The sequence below is a fragment of the Acinetobacter sp. BSP-28 genome (assembly GCF_044130285.1).
In the GTDB taxonomy this organism is placed as follows: domain Bacteria; phylum Pseudomonadota; class Gammaproteobacteria; order Pseudomonadales; family Moraxellaceae; genus Acinetobacter.
Map to the genome: position 1 here is coordinate 58404 of NZ_JBIQOB010000005.1, position 22828 is coordinate 81231.

A 22828-nucleotide genomic window follows, 5' to 3' on the forward strand; every position below is an offset into this window, starting at 1 on the left:
TTACCATGCAATGGAGTTATCGCTTCTTGAGTGGTTTTTTGTTTTTGGCCAGCGTCATTGGAATGGCGTTTGCGTTGTATCTGGAACATGTACAAGGACTTGAACCTTGCCCGCTGTGTGTGTTTCAACGTATCGGCTTGATTGGCTTGGGGATTGTTTCTCTGATCGCTTTTTTGCATAATCCGAACTCAAATGCGGTTAAACGTATTTATGCCCTGTTGGGTTTAATCAGTATTCTTTGGTCAGCAGGCGTGGCAGCGCGTCATGTCTGGCTGCAAAATTTGCCACCGGATCAGGTGCCGAGTTGTGGTCCGGGCTTGGACTACTGGATAGAAACTTTACCTTTAAAGTCGGTCTTTGAACAGGTGCTGACAGGTTCGGGCGAATGTGCCAAAGTGGACTGGACTTTCTTGGGGCAATCCCTTCCGGTATGGTCATTGGCTTTCTTTGCTGTACTTGCCTTGATCAGCCTGTGGCAACTGTTGCGTCGCTATCCGTTTGTGAATGCTAAAGCTGCGAAGAAAAAATAAAGATTTTTATAAAAAAAGCCAACTGAATGTTGGCTTTTTTTTATTTTACTTAAGTCAATGCAATGCCCGTCAAATCTTCCAGTTGCATCCGGTATTCATGTACTTCTTCTTTGACCTGTTCATTTTGCGGCGGGTAGAACCATTTCACAATCAGTTCCGCCACACTGGAATGATAGTTAATTTCAAAATGGCTTAAGCCATAAAAGATAGCTTTATGTGATTCCGGTACTTTCAGTTGAAAACGCGGATTTGGATGTTCACCTAAGGCACTTTCCACACTCACCAGATAGTCCCCGAGTACCTTTAAGGTTCGATTCTTTTTATTTTCATATTCAATGGTACCTGCAACCAGGTAGGTATTGATATGTTTTGGTAAGGGCGCCGGTTTACGGTTGTCATCCATGCCGCCAATCCGGGCATGATTATGTTCCCAGTCATCATCGCGGACACTGCCATAGCGCAAATCCAGAATGCCATTGCTGCGGATATTGACAATATGCCGGATGATTTTCACAAAGGGAAAATGCCCGAGTTTGTCCTGCAGAATAAAGCCAAAACGTTCCAGTACTGCACCATGGTGCGGAGAACCCAGGCAGACCAGGTTTTCCGTCAGATGTATCCATTGATACATGTTCTGTTTGCCGTAAAACAGGGCACTGCGTAAGACCAGGCCGCCCATGCTGTGGCCAATTAAATCAATGCTGGTAATGCGCGGATTGCGACGAATCAGATCTTCTAGGGTATGGGAAAGACTACGACCATTGGCCGAGATACGACGTCCGCTATTGTAGTTCAGGTACAGCATGGTGTTGTTGTCACGTTGTGCCAACAATTTCTCGCCTATACCGCCATATTGCGTGTTGCTCCAGTCCAGATGGTTCATGCACAAGCCATGTACAAAAATGACCACACGACCGGATAAATCACCCTTTTGCAGTCCACCATAGTGGTCATACAGCACCATCGGCAGTGCCATCGGGTTCTGGTATTTTAATAAATAATCACCCAGCACCCCGTTGAGTACACCGACCAGAAAGTGCAGGGTAGGCGTTAGTGGTTTGTCATGTAATTTCGGATATTTTTCAATAATCTGACGTAAACCTGGTGCCAAAAGATAGGATCCGTAATTAAGCAGGGTATCGTAGGAAAACTGATACAGTTTTTCGATATAAGGAATTTTTTGTAATTTTTTTGAGCGTTGCTCACTCATGCCAAACACGCTAATTAAAATTTCGCGTTGAATCGCCTGGATCAGATCCTGCATTACGTCGTTGAGACGAGTCGTGACCAGTTGTGCGAGACCTTCCAATACATCAGCCTGACTGGGTGGTGTACGGTCCCATCTACAATAGGTTTCATGTAATGGGGTTAAACTCGGCATTTGATCCTGTCCTTTTTGAGACCATGTTTCCCATACCCTTTATTTTTTCTTGGGATCACGGTATAAACTCTTAACTTTTCATTTTATATCGTTCATCTCGAACAGCTTTTACAATAACGATGATTGAGCTTCGGTATTAATTTTTTTGTCTGACAATCCTTGTTATATCTACATTAAAACAGATGGGTAGCTAAGACTTAGGGATAAAATAAATTTAGTTTAAATTTGACCATGATGCAATAAAAACCATGAACATCATTTATTTACATGGATTTCAAAGCAGTGCTTTATCCATAAAAGGCCAGCAGATTAAAGACTATTGTCAGCAGCAGAGCAATGTTCAGGTTCATCTGCCAGATCTCAACATGCCGCCAGAGCAGACAATGGCGCATGTGGCTGCCATGATTGAAAGTCTGGATCGGGTCGTGCTGGTGGGGAGTAGTTTAGGCGGCTTTTATGCGACACAGCTGGTCGCAAAGTATGGTGTACCGGCTGTTTTAATTAATCCGGCTATGCGACCATGGCAACTGTTCCGCGACTTATTTGGTGCCGAGCAGATTCCCTATGTGGTCAATGCTGAATGGACATTGGATGATAGTCATCTGGATCAACTCGAGCAGATGGCAGTGCCATTTGTGCAAGATGCAGACAAAATTTTAGTGTTATTACAACAAGGTGATGAAGTTTTGGATTATCGTGAAGCACAGCGCTATTATAGTAATGCTCCGCATCAGTCCATGCTGATTACCGAAGCAAATGGCAACCATGCGATGGAAAATTTCGCAGACAAAATACCGATGGCATTACAGTTTTTATCGGATTGTATAAATTAAGGAAGCAGTACAACGTGTCTCAATATACGGCTCAATCACTTGAAGTTCTATCTGGTTTAGATCCGGTACGTCGTCGTCCGGGTATGTATACCGATACCACTCGTCCAAACCATTTGGCGCAAGAAGTCATTGATAATGCTGTGGATGAGGCACTTGCAGGTCATGCCAATAAAATTACCGTCACAGTGTATAAAGATGGTTCCCTGTCGGTTGAAGACAATGGCCGGGGGATGCCGGTGGATATCCATCCTGAATATGGTCAGAGCGGGATTGAAATTATCCTGACCAAGCTGCATGCCGGCGGTAAGTTCAGTACCGATAACTACCAGTTTTCCGGTGGTTTGCATGGAGTAGGGATTTCCGTGGTGAACGCGCTATCGACTCGTGTTGAAGTCGAAGTACAGCGTCAGGGCAACCTGTATAAAATGGCCTTTGAGCAAGGTGAACCGGTTGCACCGCTTGAAGTACTGCAAGGTAAAGCACCGAAACGTGCCACAGGAACCACGGTACATTTCTGGCCAGAAGCCAAATATTTTGATTCGCCCAAGTTTGCCCTCAAAGCATTAAAACATAATTTAAAAGCCAAAGCCGTTTTAGCAGCAGGCCTGGAAATCAATTATGTTGATCAGATCAATGATGAAAAGATCAGCTGGCAGTTCGAAAATGGTCTAGTTGACTACTTAATGGATGAGCTGGAAGACCGTGAAATCATCCCAAGTCCTGCTTTTGTGGCCACTGGCGAAGCTGAACGTGCAAGTGCCGAATTTGCGATTTGCTGGAATGCCGAAGGCGGCGAACAAATCCAGGAAAGCTATGTCAACCTGATTCCAACCGCGCAAGGGGGTACCCATGTCAATGGTCTGCGTTCAGGGGTCACCGATGCCATGCGCGAGTTCTGTGAACTGCGTAATCTGTTGCCGCGTAATTTGAAACTGTCTGCGGAAGATGTCTGGGATGGGGTGAACTATATTCTGTCCTTAAAATTCCAGGAACCACAATTTTCCGGGCAAACCAAAGAACGTCTGTCGAGTCGTGAGGCTTCCGGTATTGTGCTGAATATTGCCAAAGATGCCTTTGCACTGTGGCTCAATCAGAATTCAGACATTGCCATGCAGCTGGCTGAATTAGCGATTGCCAAGGCGGGTCGCCGTTTAAAAGCGGCGAAAAAAGTTGAACGTAAGAAGATTGTTTCCGGACCTGCACTACCGGGTAAACTGGCAGACTGCGTAGGGCATACCCTGGAAGAGTCGGAACTCTTCATTGTGGAGGGAGATTCTGCGGGCGGTTCAGCCAAGCAGGCACGTGACAAGAATTTCCAGGCGATCATGCCGATTCGCGGGAAAATCTTGAATACCTGGGAAGTATCTTCCGATGAAGTCCTGGGTTCTCAGGAAGTACATGACATTGCGATTGCCATTGGGGTGGATCCGGGCAGTGATGACCTGTCAGAACTTCGTTACGGTAAAATTTGTATTCTTGCCGATGCCGATTCTGATGGTTTACATATTGCGACTCTACTTTGTGCTCTGTTTGTAAAACACTTCCCGACCATGGTGGAAGAAGGACATTTGTTTGTAGCGATGCCGCCATTATTCCGTATTGATGATGCTAAAGATGTGCACTATGCACTGGATGAAGACGAGCTGGAAAGCATTCTGAAAAAATGCAAAAGCAAAAATCCGCAAATCACCCGATTCAAAGGTTTGGGTGAAATGAATGCCAGCCAGTTGCGTGAAACCACGATGGATCCGAATACCCGCCGTTTAGTGCAGCTGGATCTGGATGACGCGCATTTTACTGCAGGCCTACTGGACAAATTACTTGCGAAAAAACGTTCATCGGACCGTAAACACTGGTTAGAACAGAAAGGTAATCTGGCTGATCTCGTGGTTTAAGTTCGAGTTATTCCTAAATTAAAAAATCCCGCATGTGCGGGATTTTTTATGTGTTTAAATTGAGTTGCATCAACACCAAATCACGCCATTTTCCAAATTTCTGTCCAACTTCTGGCATATAACCGGTTTGTTTAAAACCTAATTTTTCATGTAACACAATGGATGCCCGATTTTCATGATCAATCGCCGCAACCATGACATGAATGTGATTTTGCCGTGCATGATCAATCAGTTTTAGCATTAAGGCTTTGCCCAGACCTTGTCCGATAAAGTTCGGATGGATAAACACAGAATGTTCAACCGTGTGTTTAAAGCCAGTAATTTGACGAAATGAAGAATAATCGGCATAGCCTGTGATTTGTCTAGATTCGGCATGTTCGGCGATAAATAAAGGAAATTGTTGAGCATGAAGGTCATTAAACCAGTTTATAACATCTTCTAACGATTTTTCCTGGTCATTCCAGGTTGCTGTTCCAGTTAAAATTTCAGCATTATAAATTTTCAGGATGTGTTCTAGGTCTTGTGGTTGAGCAGGGCGGATCAGAAATCCCATGAGCATTTGCCGAACGGATAAATAGACTAGGGATTTTAGAAATAAACCTGATTTTCAGCAATAAAAAAGCAAGACCGAAGCCTTGCTTTTTTAACGTTCAAAACGTGGTGCTTAGAAGTGATATTTAACCAAAGCACTTACGTCGTTTTGATCAACGCCTTGAATACCAAATTTGTTGTTCCAAACTGAGTGTTCGATACCCACATATAATTTGGTTTTAGGTGAAATGTGTTTACCTACATTCCATTTGTACTGGCTGGTCCAGTTCAATTCGCTTGCTTGAGCGCCTTTTTCAGCTGTTGACCAATCCAGGAAGGCATCTACAAGGAAATCTTCAGAACCCAATTTAAATGGAACGGCATAAGTGATTGTCATTTGATAATCATCTTTAGTGAAAGCTGATTTCGAATCGTTATCTACTTTATAGAAGTTCACATTTGCATACTGTGTGTATGGAATATCTAAAGCGAAACCAATACCGTACAGGAAGTTATTAAACTCTTGGTTTTGATCATATCCGGCATTGTGTTCCCAAGTTGTCGCAATAAGGACATCTTTAATTGGACCAAAAGAAAGGTCTTTACCAGATACTTCGCCTAAGCTTAAACGTGGCGCTAACTCTAAATATGTAGATTGTTCATCATTGCCATCTACTTGTTGGTCAACAAAGAAAAATACATCAGAGTATTTAAGTTTAGCTGCATATTCTGCAGTCACAGTAGTACGGTCTTCAGTACCTACTTTATAGTGATCACCATAAAGACCAGTCAAGCTGAAGTCTTGCCATACCACTGGCGAAGCCTGTGTGAACGCAGCAGTTGAAGCCAATGCGCATGTAGCAAAAAATTGTGTAAGTTTCATGAAAAAATATCTCCCCCGAGAAGCACACAAAGGATACAGATTCTTAACCAAAAATAAAGCCAAATTTGATCAATGGATAAAAAAAAGTCTATTTTTCTCAGATCACTCATCATCAAAATCACATACAGCTTTGATACCCAAAAAATACATGTTGATAAAAAAGTAAAACGGTTTGAAGAAGGTATTTTAGCTTCAAAGAAATAATGTGATATTTATCAAATTATTTAAGGGGAAAACTTAAATCACCTATTCTTTATAAGGTATTTAAAAAAATATCAAAATACTACTTGCATAAGCTTCGCTTAGACCCTTATATTCAAAGCATAAGGACACGAATCTGCAGACTCAAAAGTGTTCATCATTCAATGTGGAGGAATTCGTTCCAGACTAAGTTGAAGATGCTCAGCGCTGTTGTTAACAGCAAGGTTAAACGTGCCAAGATAAGAAGTTTTGCACAAAAAGATTTGATGAATAAAGAGGATGAAATTATATGAACATTGAAATCCGTACCGATAAAAACATCCAAAATAGTGATCGTTTAATTACTTATGTTCGTGCAGAACTGAATGCTGAATTCCAACGTTATAGCGAACGTATTACCCATTTTTCAGTTCATTTTAGTGATGAAAATGGTGCCAAAGGTGGTGCAGATGATATTCACTGCATGATCGAAGCGCGCCCAGCAGGGTTAAAACCTGTGGTAGTGAATCATCATGGTCATAATATCGATACTGCTATCCATGGGGCAATAGACCGTTTAAAACGCAGTTTGGAACATTTATTTGAAAAGATTGATGACCCTCGTGCTGCGGTGCCGGCAGTTGCTGAAGATACAGAAACAGCTGATGTAGATGAAGTCAATCATTAAGCGAAATTTTGCTTCAGTCGATAAAAAAAAGCTCTTCGGAGCTTTTTTTTATGGGTTTTTTAATCCATTATTTGTGGATAAATCAAAACACATTAAAAATATATTCGTTATAGATTTAGCTAAAACAAATGACAGTTTATTCGGCATAATAGTCAAAAATGATTGAAGAGTATTTTCTCCATGTTAACAGCGCAACAACAAGTCTTTGTACAGGCAATAGAAGAGCTGGATCTTGCTCAGGTGCAACGTCTTTTGGCAGAAGGTCTCGATCCTAATTTTATTGATCTGGAAAAAGGACCTGCAATTTCTGTCTGGTCAGATGGTTTGTTCCACTGGTGGGAACAGATTTGTGAAGCCTATGAAGCGGGTTCACCTTTATCTGAACAAGAAAAGCAGCAGAATTTGGCTGTTCATCTTGAAATTTTAGAGGCTCTTATTCAAGCCAAGGTGAATTTACATTTATGGGATGCCGAAGAACTGTATGGTCCATTATGGGATGCTGCCAGCTCTGCCTGTGTGCCTGCAGTAAAACGTTTATTGGATGAAAAAGTAGATCCCAATACCAAAGATGAAGATGGTCTGACCATTTTATCTTCCATTAGTGATTTATTCTTTGATTGTGATTTTGATGAAATCAACTGGTCGGAAGCCTTAGCCGAAGAAAAGCAAACTTTAGAATTGCTCCGTAGTTATGGGGCTAAAATGACTAAAGAATTAACATAATTAGTGAGACAACTCATGTCAGTAGTAAAAACAGTAAGTTTCATTTTTGCAGCGGGTTTCAGTATCAATGCGATGGCTGCCGATTTTTCTTTTGACCGTCCAGGTGCGGGAATAGGCACAGGGATTACGCCTGTCGGTCAGCTGGCATGGGAACAAGGCTTACCAAGCCTAAGCTATTCAGAAAGCAGTGATGAAAATGGGGTAAAAGTTAAAAATACCACTTTAAATGCCGACATGCTGTTGCGTACCGGTTTAGCCAAGGATCTTGAATTGCAATTAGGCTGGCAAGGTCCATCCTGGTCAAAAACCAAAACAGCAGGCCAGTCCGTTGAAGAGGATGGTTTGGGCGATGTCAGCATTGGGGTAAAAAAGGCCATCAATCTGGATGATGAAAAGCTTTCTATGGCCATTTTAGCTGAAGCTATTCTTGCAACCGGCAATGATGAGTTTAGCAATGAAGATGATATTTACAGTCTAACTTCGGCTGTTGCTTATGAGTATAGTGATTTAATCAACACCTCTATTACCATCCGTTATGAAGCACAAAACAGCAATTGGTCCGTGACTGCGATTCCAACGATTGAATATAAAATTACTGACAAATTGGCCGGTTTCTCTGAACTGGTCTATCGCAAAGCAGAAAGTGAACATTATGAATATTCACTGGGTTCAGGTGTTATCTATGCACTGAATGACCGTGTGCAAATGGATGCCAGTGTGGGTGTTGACTTAAATGGTCGAGATAAAAGCTACCAGTCAGGTTTGGGTGTTTCATTCCTCTTTTAATTAAAAAATAAATGCATATGAAAAAGCATCTTCAAAATAGTGGGTTCTTGTTTTATTTCGCTGTGAGCGGATTTATTTGTAGCGTCATTTTATTATTTTCAATGACTTTACAAGCCCAAGATCAATTGCTCTCTGCAGAAGATGCTTTTACTTTTTCAGTTGAATCTAATCGTGAGCATGAAGCACAACTGAATTGGAAAATCCCGGATCGTTATTATTTATACCAACATAAGTTTGAAGTCCAGCAAGGGGCTCAGAAACTTGCTTTAAAATTGCCTAAAGCCACCGATTTGTATGATGAAAACTATGGGGAGACCCAAGTTTATTTTCACAATGTCCAATTCACCGTTCCCACCGAAGCATCTAAAACCTATCAGGTGACGTGGCAGGGCTGTGCCCAAGACCGAATTTGCTATCCACCACAAACCATTGAGTTCCAGACCGATATTGATGGCTTGGTGCTGTTGCAGAATCAGGCCAAAACAAGCAAACGTCTACTTGATCTTTCAAACAGTTCAGTCAGTGGTCAAACAACTATTAGTGCTGAACCGAATAGCATCCAACCGAATGAAAAACCTGTCCCGTTAGATACCGCTCAAGACCAAATGTGGTCGGAAAAACTGGCTGAAAGCTCTTTGGTTTATGGCTTATTGCTGTTCTTCGGTTTAGGCATATTATTGGCATTTACGCCGTGTTCATTACCGATGCTGCCGATTTTAACCTCGCTCATTGTCCGTGACAGTAAAGGACTGAAAGCCTGGATGATTGCTTTGGTCTTTGTCTGTAGCATGGCGATGGTCTATGCCATTTTGGGTTTAATCGCATCATCAGCAGGACTGAACTTCCAGCGCTGGTTACAACAGCCTTCCACACTGATTGCTTTTAGCGCGCTCTTTGTTTTGTTCGCCCTGAATTTATTTGGCTTGTTTGAAATTAAATTACCGCATGCTTTAGTGAACCGTTTAGATCGGGTGCATTCACTGCAAAAAGGCGGAAGCTTAGTGGGTGCAGGGGTGATGGGTATGATCTCGGCACTGTTGGTCGGTCCTTGTATGACCGCTCCACTCGCTGGGGCACTGTTATTTATATCCCAGACCCAAAGTCAGTGGCAGGGAGCAATTTTACTGTTCACATTGGGTTTTGGCATGGGAACTCCTTTGCTTCTAGCCAGTGTATTAGGTTCCAGGGTTCTGCCTAAAGCAGGGCTGTGGATGCACCAGATTAAGGTGTTTTTTGCCTTTATTATGTTGGCGTTGGCACTGTATTTTATTCGTCCACTAATTTCTGAAGCTTGGTTGCAATGGCTAAGTTTGGGTTTAGGCATCATTTTTATTGCTTATTTAAGCCCCCGAATCATCCGACAAACCGCCCCATTCAAGTGGCTGTATATTTTGGCATTGCTCGTGGTGGTTCCGTATCTGGCCTATACTCAATATCAACACAGTCAACGCTTCTTTGTTAAAGAAAGCAGTACTCAGGCAACATGGCATGTGGCTAAAACAGCCGACGAATTTCAGCAGTTATTAATCAGTGCACCCTCTGAGCAAGGTATTATTATTGATGTCTATGCAGACTGGTGTGTGGCGTGTCAGCCGATTGAACATCGGGTTTTAAAATCGGCTCAAGTGCAACAAGCTCTTGCTCCGTATTTTCTGATTAAACTGGATTTGAGTGACTATGATGCAACGCATCAGACTTTATTGAATCAATGGGATATTTTAGGGCCACCGACCTATTTGTTTTTAGATGCGAAGCAGCAGGAAATTCGTGGTTTACGTCTAACCGGTGCCTTTAGCGAGGCCGAATTACTGAAACAGCTCGATCTGTTTCACCAGCATATAGGACAATAATGTGATGTATCAGCTCTATATTGCCAATAAAAATTATTCCAGCTGGTCAATGCGCCCTTGGTTAGTGCTAAAAGCGTTTGATTTGCCGTTCGAAGAAATCATGCTTCCCTTTCCGGCAGAACGGAACACTGGCACATTCAAACAGGATGTATTGACCATTAACCCTAATGGTAAAGTTCCGGTATTAGTAGATAATGACTTGATGCTATGGGATTCGCTGGCTATTTGTGAATATCTGGCAGAACGACATCCCGACCAGCATTTATGGCCGAAAGATGTTAAACAGCGGGCACGAGCACGATGTATTTCAGCAGAAATGCACAGTGGATTTACCAGCTTGCGCAATGCCTGCGGTATGAATATCCGTGCCAGTTTAGCTGAGGTGGGCAAATGCTTGTGGCAGGACAATGCTGAACTTCGTCAAGATGTCGCACGTATCGAGCAGATCTGGTCAGAGCGTCCAGATGTGAACGGTTTTTTATGTGGTGAATTTTCAATTGCCGATGCATTTTATGCCCCGGTCGTGACGCGGCTCATGACCTATGCCTTACCAGTCAACCAGTCTACACAGCAATATATGCAGACCATGCTGCAGCATCCGGCTGTGAAACTGTGGATTGAAGAGGCATTGAAAGAAGAAGCCTGGGTGAATTATTTAGAGTCGTATCAACAGCAACCGCTTTAGCAGGGCTTGGGTTCAGTAAAAAACTCTTGCTCATAACACTTGACCTGATTACGTCCGCAGGCTTTGGCAACATACAGCGCCTTGTCTGCCTGGCTTAGCAATTGTTGTGGATTTAGTGAGTTGCTGGATAGCGCAATGCCAAAACTTGCGGTAACCGGAATGATTTTTCCTGAATCACTGCATAAATGAAGTTGTTGGATGGCCTGACGACAACGTTCAGCAATAATTTGTGCCTGTTCCAGAGAAGAGTTATTTAAAATCAGAATAAATTCTTCTCCGCCAAAACGACCGACCACATCGCTATCACGAATAATCTGTGACAGAACTTGACTGACCTGAATCAGGGTTTCATCGCCCTTATCATGCCCGTATTGGTCATTAATGCGCTTAAAATGGTCGAGGTCAATGAGGACCAGGGCATAAGATTTACTTGGCTTGCGTTCCAGTTTTTCCAGGCAGTAATTGATGCTGCGCCGGTTAAGTGCATTGGTCAGTGGGTCAACCTGACTTAAATGTTGAATCAGTTTTTCCCGATGACGCCACTGGCTGAGTAAAATTTCAAATAAAATGAGGCAGGTAATTAAAATAGGTACGATGAAATACATCATCGTGAGCACCCAAAACATATTTTGGTAGGACTGGGTATTTAGATAAAACAACGGGCCGTAGCTGATTTGACCCTGCACACTTAAATACCCGCAAACCAATAAAAATAATGTGGCCGGGAGGAGGGCACAGTAAACGATTTTACGGCTAAACAGCACTAAGCCTACAGTGAGCAGGCACATGTAAGTGATCATGGTGGCGGGACTGAGTACGCCGACCACATAACCATCACGACATAAGGAAATGACTAGAATTCCCACAGATACATAGGGCAACCATTGCTGTACCCAAGCTTTTTTACGCCATACCGAACATGGGTAAATTAGCCCAATAAAAACGGTCAAAATCAGGATATTCAGTCCCAGCTGTAGTTTGAGCAAGGGTAAATTGACCCAAGGCCAGACTTCAGGGGATAAAAGTACAAAAACTTTCCAGATAATCCAGATGATATGCACCGAACTTCCTAAAATGAGCATTAAAATGCATTTATTCAGGACACTCCAGTTCATTACGCCCCCATCTTCTAACAGGTATTTCGTAATTTTGTCTTTGAACGTGAAGTTGAGATTCGGTGAAATGCTTGGCTTCATTCGATAGATATAATCCCTGGTTCTTTAAATCATAAGTTAATGTGAGATAAGTAGATTTATTTTTAATAATTCACAACATAGCACGTTTTTTTGTCAATAGTAATGCCTGTTTTTTGTACTTTTGGGTAAAAAAGTACACCGCTTGAATAGTTGTTGTTTTAAAAATGGAACGGTGTGTTGTGTGTAAACATATTATTCTATTTTTGATGGTCGATTAAAATGCCTACATTGAATAAATAAAGATGAAGGTAACAGGCATGAAAGTTTTACATATCGATTCCAGTATTTTAGGTGATGCTTCTGTTTCACGCCAATTGAGCCAGGCGATTGTCACTCAATTGCAAGCTAAGCATGCAGATGCAACTGTAGAATATCTGGATTTGGCAAAACAGCCCATCCCACATTTAACTGCTGAAATTTTGATGGGGCAAGATGCTGAACAGGCAGCCTTAGGCGAAAAAATTATTCAGCAATATCTGGATGCTGACGTGGTAGTAGTGGGTGCAGCAATGTATAACTTTGGCTTGCCTTCTACGCTAAAAGCCTGGATTGACCGCATTAGTGTGGCGGGTAAAACCTTTAAATATACTGAAAACGGTCCTGTCGGTTTGGCCGGCGAGAAAAAAGCCTATATCGCCAGCAGTCGTGGTGGCGTGTATGGTGAAAATAGCCCGGCAGATTTTCAGGAAGGTTTCTTGAAGACGGTATTTAACTTCACTGGTGTAAGTGATGTCGAAATTATTCGTGCAGAAGGCGTCAATATGGGCGCAGAGTTAAAAGATCAGGCGGTTGCCAGTGCTTTGGCTCAGGTACAAACCCTGTGATGTGAACACATGCAATAGATGATTCCTTTTTGGTCAGCTTCGGCTGACCTTTTTTATGGAAAATGCTTACTTAATCATTGCCTAAATCTAGCTTTGATCCAATGCATGGGCAAACTCGGCCAGATCGGCCATTGCCTGCTTGGCTTCATCAAACCAAGCATGGAACATCTGAAAATTGTGCCACATGCCAGTATAGATTTTAAAGGTCACTGCTACATTGGCCTGTTCCGCTTTTTCCTTAAAGCGCTGCGCATCATCCAACAGAATTTCTTTCGATCCTACTTGTACCAGTGTGGGAGGCAATCCGGTCAAATCTGCAAACAGGGGGGAAATAGCGGGATGTGATTTATCCATAGATTTCGGGACGTAATAATCAATCCCTGTCTCTAAGGTTTCAATCGACAATAAGGCATCATGTTTCTGGTTATAGCGTAAGGATTCACTAGTAAGGGTTAAATCTAAAAACGGTGACAACAGCATCAAACCACTGACTTGAGGCAGCTGTTCATCACGAATTTTAAGCGCCAGGGCCAAAGCCAGATTGGCACCACAGGAGTCCCCGGACAAAATAATATCCTTGGCCTGTATGCCTTGAGCGAGCAAAATATTGTAAACATCAAACAGTGCATCCAGAGCTTCGGGAAAAGGCTGTTCAGGTGCCAACGGATAATCCACATGCAGCGCTTGCATCTGGGTACGTGCCACCATGTCAGATACAAATGCCCGATGGGTATTTAAAGAGCCTAAAAAGAATGCACCGCCGTGAATATGTAAAATCAGCTGTGTGACGTCATTATAAGGTTTGATTTCTTCTGCACGTAAACCGGCAAGACGAATCGGGCGAATACGGACATTCTTATTCTGTGGAAATAGACGGCACATTTGTTCAATGGCAAAATGTGCTGAACTTGGCGGTAAGTTAAACTGGCTCGGTAAACGGATGGTGGTTTTTAAGAAGCTTTCTGTAATTAATTGTTTCCATAACGGACTTATCTTCATGTTTTTTCCATCTTGTTCTATCTTTTGGGGGATAACTGGATATTTACCAATTCAAGTTACAAGATTACACTAAACGGTCACACGGAAAAATTGCAAAAATGTTGTGACTTTTTAATACTAAGGCCGTCTACACTAGACTAGGAAACGAAAAAAAAATGAAAAAAATTGCTCTTGCATTAGGATTGCTCGGATTAACAGCTTTGGCGAATGCTACTGATCCTTTAAATGGCACAGTTTGGAAAACGATTGACGATAAAACAAAACAACCCAAAGCAATCGTAAAATTTACTGAACAAAAAAATGGCACGTTGTCTGCGACTATTCAAAAGACTTTAACACCAGGTGAAGAAAATAGCTGTACCAAATGTGAAGGTCCATATCACAACAAATCATTGAAAGGTTTGAAAATTGTTCACGGTCTTAAAAATGTAGGCGGTACAAGCTATGAAAATGGCACCATTCTTGATCCTTCTTCAGGCAAAACTTACAAGTTAAAGGGTGAACTCGCGAATGGCGGTAAAACACTAGAATTACGCGGTTTTATTGGCGTATCAGTTTTAGGTCGTAACCAAACCTGGATTCGCGCAAACTAAGTTTGCCCAGCCAAATGGATTAAACAAAAAAAGCCTGACATTGTCAGGCTTTTTTAATGTTGGCGATGCAGGACGTTTATTTTAATGCCCGATACGCTTCTTCATCAAAGCCCACGATATAACCTGAAGCTGTTTCAAGCACAGGGCGTTTGATTAAGCTGTTATGGCTGGTAAGCGCTTCAATGAGATTATTTTCACTGGCCAAAGCCGTTTGTTGTTCCGCTTCGCTCAGTTTACGCCAGGTGGTACCTTTTTTATTTAGGATGACCTCCTGACCCTTGGCATCCAGCCATGTTTTTACCGTTTCAGCAGCAATACCTTGTTTCTTGTAATCATGAAACTCATAGGCAAGACCGAGTTCATTGAGCAGGTCAAAGGCTTTTTTCATTGAATTACAGTTTTTGATGCCATAAATTTTAAGCATAAGTGAATTATTCCGTTTTCTATTCTTCAATAGCGTAGCGAAAATCATCCAGAAGCTCTAGAGTGAATTTAAACTATTCAGAATCAAGAAAATAAATGTAAATGTCATCAAACTGACATTAAGATTTGCCAATATAGCGGCATAAATAAGAATAATTTGATTATTTTGAATATAAAAATGGATGATTAAAAAATATAAAAAAGGGATCAATAGAAAAGAGAAAACCCGCATTTAATCATCCTGATTATGCGGGTCTCATTTCAACGTCCATTGTCACATCCTTGCAAAATAAGCTACCGAAGTGGTTTATTCTGTTTCATCCTACGGCGTCCTGTCCTTTTTCAGTCATCCTGACTTATCCCTTTGCCGTGTGGGTATAATGCCCTTAAAACATTTGTATAAAAATACACAAACGCGTCAAGTATTGTAAGATTTTAGAGGGTGTTAAGTGAACACTTGTTCACTTAAAAGAAGGTCATTGTTTAGATTTTATAATCAATAATCACCGGTGCATGGTCGCTAAACCAGCTGTCTTTATATACCCAGGCATTGACAGTACGTGCTTTCCAGTCTGGTGAGCAGGCTTGGTAATCAATACGCCAACCCACATTTTTAGCACGGGCTTGTCCGCGATTTGACCACCATGAATATAGTTCTGCTTCCTTACGCACTTCACGGAAAGTGTCGACATAACCCAGATCATCATAAATATGATCGAGCCAGGCACGTTCATGCGGCAAACAGCCTGAAGATTTCTGGTTGCCTGACCAGTTTTTAATATCAATACGTTTATGCACAATGTTGTAATCACCACAGACAATGATCGATTTATCTTCATCACGCCATTGTTTTAAGATGTCTTGGTATTGGTCTAGGAAATGATCTTTACGGGCTTGGGCTTCTTCACCCGATGAACCTGAAGGCAAATACAGTGAACAGATGTATACTGGCTTGTCTAAACCTAAGTCAAATTCAGCAGATATAAAGCGCCCCTGAGAATCTGCCAATTCAAAGCCTAAACCATTGCTCACTGACACGAAAGGCAAACGGCTATAAATGGCGGTACCGGCATAGCCTGCACGTTCTGCAGGGAACAGGTGCGTATACCAGCCTTCAGGTCTAAATTTTTCAGTCCACTGCGCATGGGTGATCCGGCTTTCCTGCATACAAATGACATCGGCATCTGACTGTTCCATCCACTCAAGCAAGCCTTTGGTCACGGATGAACGCAAACCATTTACGTTAATTGAAACGACTCTTAGAATTTTTTGATCACTTGGATAGCTACTCTTTGGTATCATGCGCAAGTCTTACCTCTATTTATGAATTTTGGAGCACCTCATGACCTCGCCAGCTCAATTTAACCCTCAAGCTTTTATCGAACTTGCATTATCACGTGGTGTGCTTAAATTTGGTGAGTTTACTTTAAAATCGGGTCGAGTGAGTCCTTATTTTTTTAATGCGGGTTTACTGAACGATGGCGAAGCGTTAACGCTATTGGCTTCAGGCTATGCAGACAAATTAACGGCATGTGACAACGTAGAAGTGATTTTTGGCCCTGCATATAAAGGTATTCCATTTGTTGCTGCAACTGCTGTAGCGTTGTCACAAAATCATGGCGTAAGCGTACCTTGGGGTTTTAACCGTAAAGAAGCTAAAGATCACGGTGAAGGTGGGGTGCTGGTCGGCGCTTCAGTTGCAGGTAAAAAAGTCTGGATTATTGATGATGTGATTACTGCAGGCACAGCGATTCGTGAAGTGGTGACGATTCTTAAAAATGCCGGCGCGCAAATTGCCGGTGTATTGGTGGCTTTAGACCGTCAGGAAAAAGGTCAGGGTGAATTGTCTGCCATACAGGAAGTTCAAAAAGAACTGGAAATTCCTGTTCATGCCTTGATTACCATGAAAGATTTGATGAATTTCCTGGATGCCAAAGGTGATAAAGAGGCTTTAGCAAAAATGGAAGCCTATCGTGTAAAATACGGCATCTAATAGCTCGATGCTTAAAAAAGGAAGCCATGTGCTTCCTTTTTTTTAATTTTAAAAAATTGATATGATTGCTAAAAAAATCACATGAAAAGGTATTCAGATCTTAGACAAACCTTTAGCCATATTGATCATGCGTTTATCTTTGGCATGCAAGAATACTCACAAACAGACGCTGTTGAAGTTGAGCTCCATTTTCATCTATAGAGTCTAACCCCGTATTTATGCAGCGCGAAGACAGGAAAAGCTTAAGAGAAAATTCCCTTTTCCTCGGGCTTTATATACGAATAGATCTTTTAAATTTTTGCGGCTCAGAAAACTTGATTTTTCAAAGTAAAAATTATGCTTTAAATTTATTCTATATAAAGATATCTAATAAGTTAATGATTATTCAATAAATTATATAAAATGCATATTGCAATTGATTAATAATGGATTATTTTTCACTCATTTTTTAAAAATCTAAAATTTTATGCTCTAAAGGTATAAAATTTTTATGGATAAAAATACTAAATTAAACAATATTTTATTTTTATCAATAAATATAAAAAATTCATGAATTGAATTTTAACTTATTTTAATAGACCAAAAATTACAGAAAATAGAGGATTTTTCCAAAATAAATAATAATAATTCTGTCATATTTTTAAACATTTACTGAAATAAAATGGTATTTTTTGTGATAGATCATTTAACCATTAAAGTGATTTAATCGGCTTGAAGAATAACAATAGATAAACACAAAAAGGAACTTTATTTAAAGTTTGGCTCTCTAATTCTTTTTATAAAAAGAGGCTCACAGAAGCGAAAAAAGAATTAGGGAGTTAATATTAACTGAGATTGATATAGAGAGCATGAATACCGGATATGGAATGAGTGAAAATGTAAGCTGAAAATAAAGTAGCTACATAAAATGGAATGTATTTTAAAAGAGTTTTAATGATCTTAATAGATTAGAAGAGGTGAGGTTGTGGCAAAAAAGTACAATAAATTTTTATCTGGCTCTGCAGATTTTAATTTGGAAAATTCTCTATATCACTGGATTACTCAAGTCCATGCTCAATATGTACAAAACGTTGATCATGCATTAAAGAAATATGGTTTAGATAATTCACGCCGTCGTATCTTGCTGGCATTAAAATCCAAAAATAAGGCTAGCGTATCTGATCTGTCGGAGATGTTGATTTCTAAAATGTCGACCACCACCAAAGTGGTCTATCGCTTAAGAGATGAAGGATTAGTGAGTACTTATTGTTGTGAACAGGATGCTCGAATTACCCGAGTATTATTAACAGAGAAAGGACAACAAACGATTCAGAAAATTAATGATCTTAGCCTGATTGTGTTAGAACAATCTTTTGATGGTTTAACCCCTCTGCAAATTGAGAAAATGTTGGATAACCTTAAGCATATTTTTAAAAATCTTGCGCCTTAAAATTAGTTGAAGTAAATAGTTATTTAAATAAATTGCTAATAGATTTTTTATGTTGGGGAAAGTTTGATTTCTTTTATTTTGAAATAAAATTGAGAATTATTATTTCATTTAAACTCTAATAGGGGTGGATTTTAGTTTCTGATAAAATAATTATGTTTAATTTTTATTAAATGGAAGTTGAATTGCTTGGGGGTAAATATGGTTAATGTGGATTGTAATTTTTTTAAAATTTTAATTTAAATTCACTATATTTTATTGTTTGAAATATTTCATTTGTGTGGTTGTAAATGAAAATCATTTTTATATGGGTCAATAATATTAAAATATTATATTCTGGATAAATGGTTCATTATTTATCCTTTATATAGAAATAATTAAATTTGTTCTTCACATTTCTTGCATTCCAACATTAGCCCCAGTTTCTCTTTTCGGCCCTGTTCAGTGATGACCCAAGGGCGATTTTGCCAGGGCGGATTATGCCGTACATGCTGCGTATGACCACAGGCTAGGTCAGCGACCCAATGATTTTCTTCATCTAAATGAAATCCAACAATGGCTTGTTGCATCAACTACTCCTTAAACCGCTTTATACAATCATATAAAAGCTTTACTAAAATTGAGAAAAAAGAAAGATTAAACTCCGCTATACTTTTCTCAATTTAAAAATACATGAGCAGATCGATATGCGCGTACTTGTTGTGATGGATCCCATCGAAAATGTAAACCTGAAAAAAGATTCCTCTATGGCAATGCTGTGGGCTGCCAGCCGTCGTGGACATGAGTTGGGTTATGCATTGCAGCAAGATTTATATATCGATCAAGGTAAAGCCTTCGGTTTGATTTCACCACTGAAAGTGTTTGAAGACTATAACCATTATTATGAATTGGGCGAAAAGAAAAAAGAATCCATCGCAGCTTATGACGTGGTGTTGATGCGTAAAGACCCTCCGTTCGACATGAACTTTGTTTATACCACTTACATTCTGGAACAGGCAGAGCGTGAAGGGGCGTGGATTATCAACAAGCCGCAAAGTCTGCGCGATTGTAATGAAAAGCTATTTGCCACTCAGTTCCCAGAACTTCAGGTACCGACTTTGGTAACTTCAAATGAAGGTCTGATCCGAGAGTTTCTGAAAGAACAAGTCGATGTGATTGTAAAACCGCTTGATGGTATGGGTGGTACAGGTATTTTCCGCTTATATCAAGATGGCATCAATATTGGGTCGACGATTGAGATTCTGACCAATAACGGTACCCGACCGATTATGGCGCAGCGTTATATTCCAGAAATTGTTGAGGGCGATAAGCGCATCTTGATGGTGAATGGTGAGCCTGTACCTTACTGTTTGGCACGTATTCCGCAAAATGGCGAAGTCCGTGGCAACTTGGCGGCAGGTGGTTTGGGGCAAGCCCGTCCCTTAACTGAAAATGATAAAGCTATTGCTGCAAAAGTAGGACCTTACTTACGTGAAAAAGGCCTGGTTTTTGTTGGTTTAGACGTAATTGGCAATTACGTGACTGAAATTAATGTCACCAGTCCAACCTGTATCCGTGAAATTGATACGCAATTTGGGACATCAATTGCGGATGATTTATTTGATGTGCTTGAAGCGGGTCAAACAAAATAAATCTGTCAGTCAATGCCTTATAAAAAGAGCCGATATGGCTCTTTTTTTTATGCCGTATCACGTCTGAAAAAATACAGGCTACTGAGTAAGCCGATACACGACAAGCTCGCACAGACCCAAGCGATACTTGACCATTGTTGGCTTTGAGAAATCAAACTTGCCGTGAAGGGCGGAATAAAAAACTGTGCACAGGCAGACAACTGTAATACTAGCCCTACAGAGGCTGCGGCAGCATTGGCACGGGGTACATGTTGTAGGGTAATAGCAAAAATTGTCGTTGGAATTAAGCCCCCCAACAGGGAAAATAAGATCGCGCTAAAGTATTGAAGTTCAAAGCTTAGCCAGTGACCTGTACAGAAAGCTAAAAGGCTGGTCCCACACATGGCGATAAAGCCCAGTATAAGCAGGGTTTTCGCCTGATAGCCCCGTTGTAATAGCATTCCTGCCCCAAATGTTCCGCCTAAATTAGCTAGTACCACAATGGAGACTAATCCGCCTGCAACTTTAAGATCAAATCCATCTGCAACATACATGCTTGGAAGAAAGCCGGTGACGGTGATCCATTGACTGGTGTAACAGGAAAAAATCAGCGCCAGTAATAAAATTGGAGGATGGCTGAGCGTAGCTTTAACGATTTCCCAAAACGAAGAAGTGGCTAGGGGAGTTGAGGTGATTGCAACAGGAGTATCGGGTGGAGCAGGATTAAAGTGTAAATAAAGATGCACCATCCAGGCAATGAAAAATGAACAGAGCCCAAGCATGGCCCATATGCTTTGCCAATTCATCCATTCAAGTAGCTGGGGAATAGTTAAAACGGCAAGACTGACCCCAACTCCCATATAAGAGCTCCAAAGCCCCATCTTAAAACTCAAGTGTTCAGCAGAACTGATTCGTTTCAGGATGGCGGGTGCACATAAAGAAATGGTTAAAAAACCCATCCCTTCTAAAAAGCGAAACAGATACAGGACAGTAATATGCTCAATCCATAAGCCCGCAAGGCTGCTCAGTCCCAAAACAATTAAGGCGGTGATAAGACTGCGTTTCAGTCCCCATTGTTCTGAAAATGCGCCAATCAACAGGGCAAATAACATGCCTGCACCTTGCACCAAAGACAGTGAAAACCCCGCTTGGGTGAAGCTTAACCCCAGTTCTTGTTGCAAGATGGGGATCACTGCAGATAATTTGCCGACATGAATGGCTGCTAAGTAGCCTGCCAAGATAATCCAAAGATCGCGCAGTGAAATTTTAGACATAACCCCTCATGCCATCGCTAAATTTTTTGAGACGGCTCATTATCTATAGGGCTTTGAAATGGAATAACATCTTTTTTGAATGACTCTGAGACAAATTAAGCCTGATTGTGAGCTGTATTTAAAGGTTAAATAATAGGTAATATTTTGAAAAAATTAGATTATTTTTATTTTTTATCGGATTTTGACGTATTTAAGATGGTGAAAATACTTAAAATTTGAATGATATTCATCACTTAAGTCTAACAAAAATAGCAGACCTGATAATAAAACTAGTTTAAACTTTAAAATCTGAAGAAAAAAACAATGAACCGCATGTTGAAAAAAAGTAAATAAACTTTCACGGTTATGCGTTTGTGATTACAATTGTTGGCTTAAAATCAAATTTCGTTATCCTTATTTTAGAATTGAAGAATTAGACTGTGACCGAAGCAACGCAAACAAAGCCCAAACATGTCATGATGATGGCTGCCGGAACCGGTGGACATGTTTTTCCAGCACTTGCTGTTGCCAAGGAATTACAGCAGCAGGGGATTCAGGTGTCTTGGCTGGCAACGCCAACAGGTATGGAAAACCGCTTATTAAAAAATCATAATATTCCAATTTACCAGATTGATATTCAAGGTGTGCGTGGCAATGGTGCTGTGCGTAAGTTATTGGCACCGTTTAAAATTTTAAAAGCCACCCTAAGTGCCATGCGCTATATGAAACAGCTTAAGGTTGATGCTGTTGCCGGTTTTGGCGGTTATGTGGCTGGCCCCGGCGGTTTGGCGGCTCGTGCCTTGGGTATTCCCGTGATTATTCATGAGCAAAATGCCATTGCGGGTTTTACCAATACCCAATTATCGCGTATTGCAAAAAAAGTGTGTCAGGCATTTCCCGACACTTTCGCTGAAAGTGAAAAAATTGTGACCACAGGCAATCCAGTACGTAAAGAAATTACTGAAATTTTAAGCCCGTCTTGGCGTTATCAAGAGCGTGAAAAAGCAGGTTTGCCGCTACGTGTATTGATTGTCGGTGGTTCATTGGGCGCACAAGCATTAAATGAACGTGTGCCAGAAGCCTTAAAACAGCTGAATGTACCGTTGAACGTGTATCATCAGTGTGGTCAAAACCATACCGATGCAACCCAGGCACGCTATGCAGATAAACCGGCATCATTAGCGGTTGAAGTACAGCCCTTTATTGAAGATATGGCCAAAGCCTATTCTGATGCCGATTTGATTATTTGTCGCGCCGGTGCTTTAACCGTGACTGAAATTGCAACTGCAGGTGTGGCAGCCGTTTTTGTGCCGTTGCCAAGTGCGGTAGATGATCACCAAACCGCGAATGCCAAATTTTTAGCCAAAAGTGGGGCGGCAAAAATTTGTCCACAAGCTACCTTAACGCCAGACAGTTTAAAAGAACTTTTAGTCCCGTTGATGAATCGCCAATTGTTGTCTGAAATGGCAGTCAAGGCGCGTCAACAGGCTCAATCAGATGCAACCCAACACGTGGTTCGTTTAATTCAAGAATTGTAAATTAGAGT

At 41.0% G+C, this 22828-nt stretch carries 23 protein-coding genes; 14 read left to right on the forward strand and 9 right to left on the reverse strand.

Features of this window, described 5'->3' with window-relative positions; all coding sequences use genetic code 11:
• Positions 1 to 5: 5 nt before the first annotated feature.
• Entirely contained in the window at positions 6 to 530 is a 525-nt protein-coding gene (locus tag ACE01R_RS04985; protein WP_395548481.1) for a disulfide bond formation protein B, read from the forward strand.
• 49 nt (positions 531 to 579) lie between these two features.
• On the opposite strand, the gene ACE01R_RS04990 is transcribed toward ACE01R_RS04985, so the two are convergent.
• A complete protein-coding gene (locus ACE01R_RS04990) occupies positions 580 to 1911 on the reverse strand; it encodes a hypothetical protein (protein ID WP_395548490.1) in 1332 nt (443 codons plus the stop codon).
• A 248-nt stretch (positions 1912 to 2159) separates the two neighbouring features.
• On the opposite strand from ACE01R_RS04990, the gene ACE01R_RS04995 reads away from it, so the two are divergent.
• Positions 2160 to 2744, forward strand: coding sequence for a YqiA/YcfP family alpha/beta fold hydrolase (locus ACE01R_RS04995; protein WP_395548492.1), 585 nt, complete (start codon positions 2160 to 2162; stop codon positions 2742 to 2744).
• A 14-nt stretch (positions 2745 to 2758) separates the two neighbouring features.
• Entirely contained in the window at positions 2759 to 4639 is a 1881-nt protein-coding gene (gene parE, locus ACE01R_RS05000; RefSeq protein WP_395548497.1) for a DNA topoisomerase IV subunit B, read from the forward strand.
• A gap of 46 nt (positions 4640 to 4685) precedes the next feature.
• Here the strand turns inward: parE and ACE01R_RS05005 are convergent, their stop codons facing one another.
• The gene (locus ACE01R_RS05005) at positions 4686 to 5192 is read right to left on the reverse strand and encodes a GNAT family N-acetyltransferase (RefSeq protein ID WP_395548499.1); all 507 of its coding nucleotides are present in this window, start codon (positions 5190 to 5192) and stop codon (positions 4686 to 4688) included.
• Between the two features lie 111 nt (positions 5193 to 5303).
• On the reverse strand, positions 5304 to 6053 hold the full coding sequence (locus ACE01R_RS05010) for an outer membrane protein OmpK (RefSeq protein ID WP_395548500.1): 750 nt from the start codon (positions 6051 to 6053) through the stop codon (positions 5304 to 5306).
• Positions 6054 to 6543: 490 nt separating this feature from the next.
• Here ACE01R_RS05010 and ACE01R_RS05015 point away from each other — a divergent pair, with 490 nt between their 5' ends.
• From ACE01R_RS05015 to ACE01R_RS05035, 5 genes are all read left to right on the forward strand, one after another.
• Positions 6544 to 6921, forward strand: coding sequence for an HPF/RaiA family ribosome-associated protein (locus ACE01R_RS05015; RefSeq protein ID WP_395548502.1), 378 nt, complete (start codon positions 6544 to 6546; stop codon positions 6919 to 6921).
• 180 nt (positions 6922 to 7101) lie between these two features.
• Complete coding sequence (locus ACE01R_RS05020; protein WP_395548504.1) at positions 7102 to 7644, forward strand: ankyrin repeat domain-containing protein; 543 nt, start codon at positions 7102 to 7104, stop codon at positions 7642 to 7644.
• Positions 7645 to 7659: 15 nt separating this feature from the next.
• Complete coding sequence (locus tag ACE01R_RS05025; RefSeq protein ID WP_395548506.1) at positions 7660 to 8430, forward strand: transporter; 771 nt, start codon at positions 7660 to 7662, stop codon at positions 8428 to 8430.
• A gap of 11 nt (positions 8431 to 8441) precedes the next feature.
• Positions 8442 to 10280: a protein-disulfide reductase DsbD gene (dsbD, locus tag ACE01R_RS05030; protein ID WP_395548512.1), complete on the forward strand. Its 1839-nt coding sequence runs from the start codon at positions 8442 to 8444 to the stop codon at positions 10278 to 10280.
• Positions 10281 to 10284: 4 nt separating this feature from the next.
• The gene (locus ACE01R_RS05035; RefSeq protein ID WP_395548515.1) at positions 10285 to 10965 is read left to right on the forward strand and encodes a glutathione S-transferase family protein; all 681 of its coding nucleotides are present in this window, start codon (positions 10285 to 10287) and stop codon (positions 10963 to 10965) included.
• On the opposite strand, the gene ACE01R_RS05040 is transcribed toward ACE01R_RS05035, so the two are convergent.
• Positions 10962 to 12161 (reverse strand): GGDEF domain-containing protein, encoded by a 1200-nt coding sequence (locus tag ACE01R_RS05040; protein WP_395548516.1) that lies wholly within the window; start codon positions 12159 to 12161, stop codon positions 10962 to 10964. The genes ACE01R_RS05035 and ACE01R_RS05040 overlap by 4 nt on opposite strands.
• Positions 12162 to 12418: 257 nt before the next feature.
• Between ACE01R_RS05040 and ACE01R_RS05045 the strand changes: the two genes are divergently transcribed.
• Complete coding sequence (locus ACE01R_RS05045) at positions 12419 to 12985, forward strand: FMN-dependent NADH-azoreductase (RefSeq protein WP_395548517.1); 567 nt, start codon at positions 12419 to 12421, stop codon at positions 12983 to 12985.
• Positions 12986 to 13072: 87 nt separating this feature from the next.
• Here the strand turns inward: ACE01R_RS05045 and ACE01R_RS05050 are convergent, their stop codons facing one another.
• Positions 13073 to 13984, reverse strand: coding sequence for an alpha/beta hydrolase (locus ACE01R_RS05050; RefSeq protein WP_395548521.1), 912 nt, complete (start codon positions 13982 to 13984; stop codon positions 13073 to 13075).
• 155 nt (positions 13985 to 14139) lie between these two features.
• Between ACE01R_RS05050 and ACE01R_RS05055 the strand changes: the two genes are divergently transcribed.
• On the forward strand, positions 14140 to 14577 hold the full coding sequence (locus tag ACE01R_RS05055; RefSeq protein WP_395548523.1) for a DUF2147 domain-containing protein: 438 nt from the start codon (positions 14140 to 14142) through the stop codon (positions 14575 to 14577).
• 76 nt (positions 14578 to 14653) lie between these two features.
• Here ACE01R_RS05055 and ACE01R_RS05060 read toward each other — a convergent pair whose 3' ends face one another.
• Positions 14654 to 15001, reverse strand: a complete 348-nt coding sequence (locus ACE01R_RS05060; protein ID WP_395548524.1) for a Spx/MgsR family RNA polymerase-binding regulatory protein — start codon at positions 14999 to 15001, stop codon at positions 14654 to 14656.
• A 482-nt stretch (positions 15002 to 15483) separates the two neighbouring features.
• Positions 15484 to 16302, reverse strand: coding sequence for an exodeoxyribonuclease III (locus ACE01R_RS05065; RefSeq protein ID WP_395549497.1), 819 nt, complete (start codon positions 16300 to 16302; stop codon positions 15484 to 15486).
• A 40-nt stretch (positions 16303 to 16342) separates the two neighbouring features.
• Here ACE01R_RS05065 and pyrE point away from each other — a divergent pair, with 40 nt between their 5' ends.
• Both pyrE and ACE01R_RS05075 read left to right on the forward strand, forming a co-directional pair.
• Positions 16343 to 16993 (forward strand): orotate phosphoribosyltransferase, encoded by a 651-nt coding sequence (gene pyrE, locus ACE01R_RS05070; RefSeq protein WP_395548526.1) that lies wholly within the window; start codon positions 16343 to 16345, stop codon positions 16991 to 16993.
• 964 nt (positions 16994 to 17957) lie between these two features.
• Positions 17958 to 18422 (forward strand): MarR family winged helix-turn-helix transcriptional regulator, encoded by a 465-nt coding sequence (locus tag ACE01R_RS05075; protein ID WP_395548527.1) that lies wholly within the window; start codon positions 17958 to 17960, stop codon positions 18420 to 18422.
• A gap of 374 nt (positions 18423 to 18796) precedes the next feature.
• Here ACE01R_RS05075 and ACE01R_RS05080 read toward each other — a convergent pair whose 3' ends face one another.
• Positions 18797 to 18988: a DUF3565 domain-containing protein gene (locus ACE01R_RS05080; RefSeq protein WP_395548528.1), complete on the reverse strand. Its 192-nt coding sequence runs from the start codon at positions 18986 to 18988 to the stop codon at positions 18797 to 18799.
• Between the two features lie 117 nt (positions 18989 to 19105).
• Here ACE01R_RS05080 and gshB point away from each other — a divergent pair, with 117 nt between their 5' ends.
• Entirely contained in the window at positions 19106 to 20050 is a 945-nt protein-coding gene (gene gshB, locus ACE01R_RS05085) for a glutathione synthase (protein WP_395548529.1), read from the forward strand.
• Between the two features lie 47 nt (positions 20051 to 20097).
• Here the strand turns inward: gshB and ACE01R_RS05090 are convergent, their stop codons facing one another.
• Positions 20098 to 21303: a CynX/NimT family MFS transporter gene (locus ACE01R_RS05090; protein ID WP_395548531.1), complete on the reverse strand. Its 1206-nt coding sequence runs from the start codon at positions 21301 to 21303 to the stop codon at positions 20098 to 20100.
• Between the two features lie 419 nt (positions 21304 to 21722).
• Here ACE01R_RS05090 and murG point away from each other — a divergent pair, with 419 nt between their 5' ends.
• Positions 21723 to 22820: an undecaprenyldiphospho-muramoylpentapeptide beta-N-acetylglucosaminyltransferase gene (gene murG / locus ACE01R_RS05095; RefSeq protein WP_395548538.1), complete on the forward strand. Its 1098-nt coding sequence runs from the start codon at positions 21723 to 21725 to the stop codon at positions 22818 to 22820.
• Positions 22821 to 22828 lie beyond the last annotated feature (8 nt).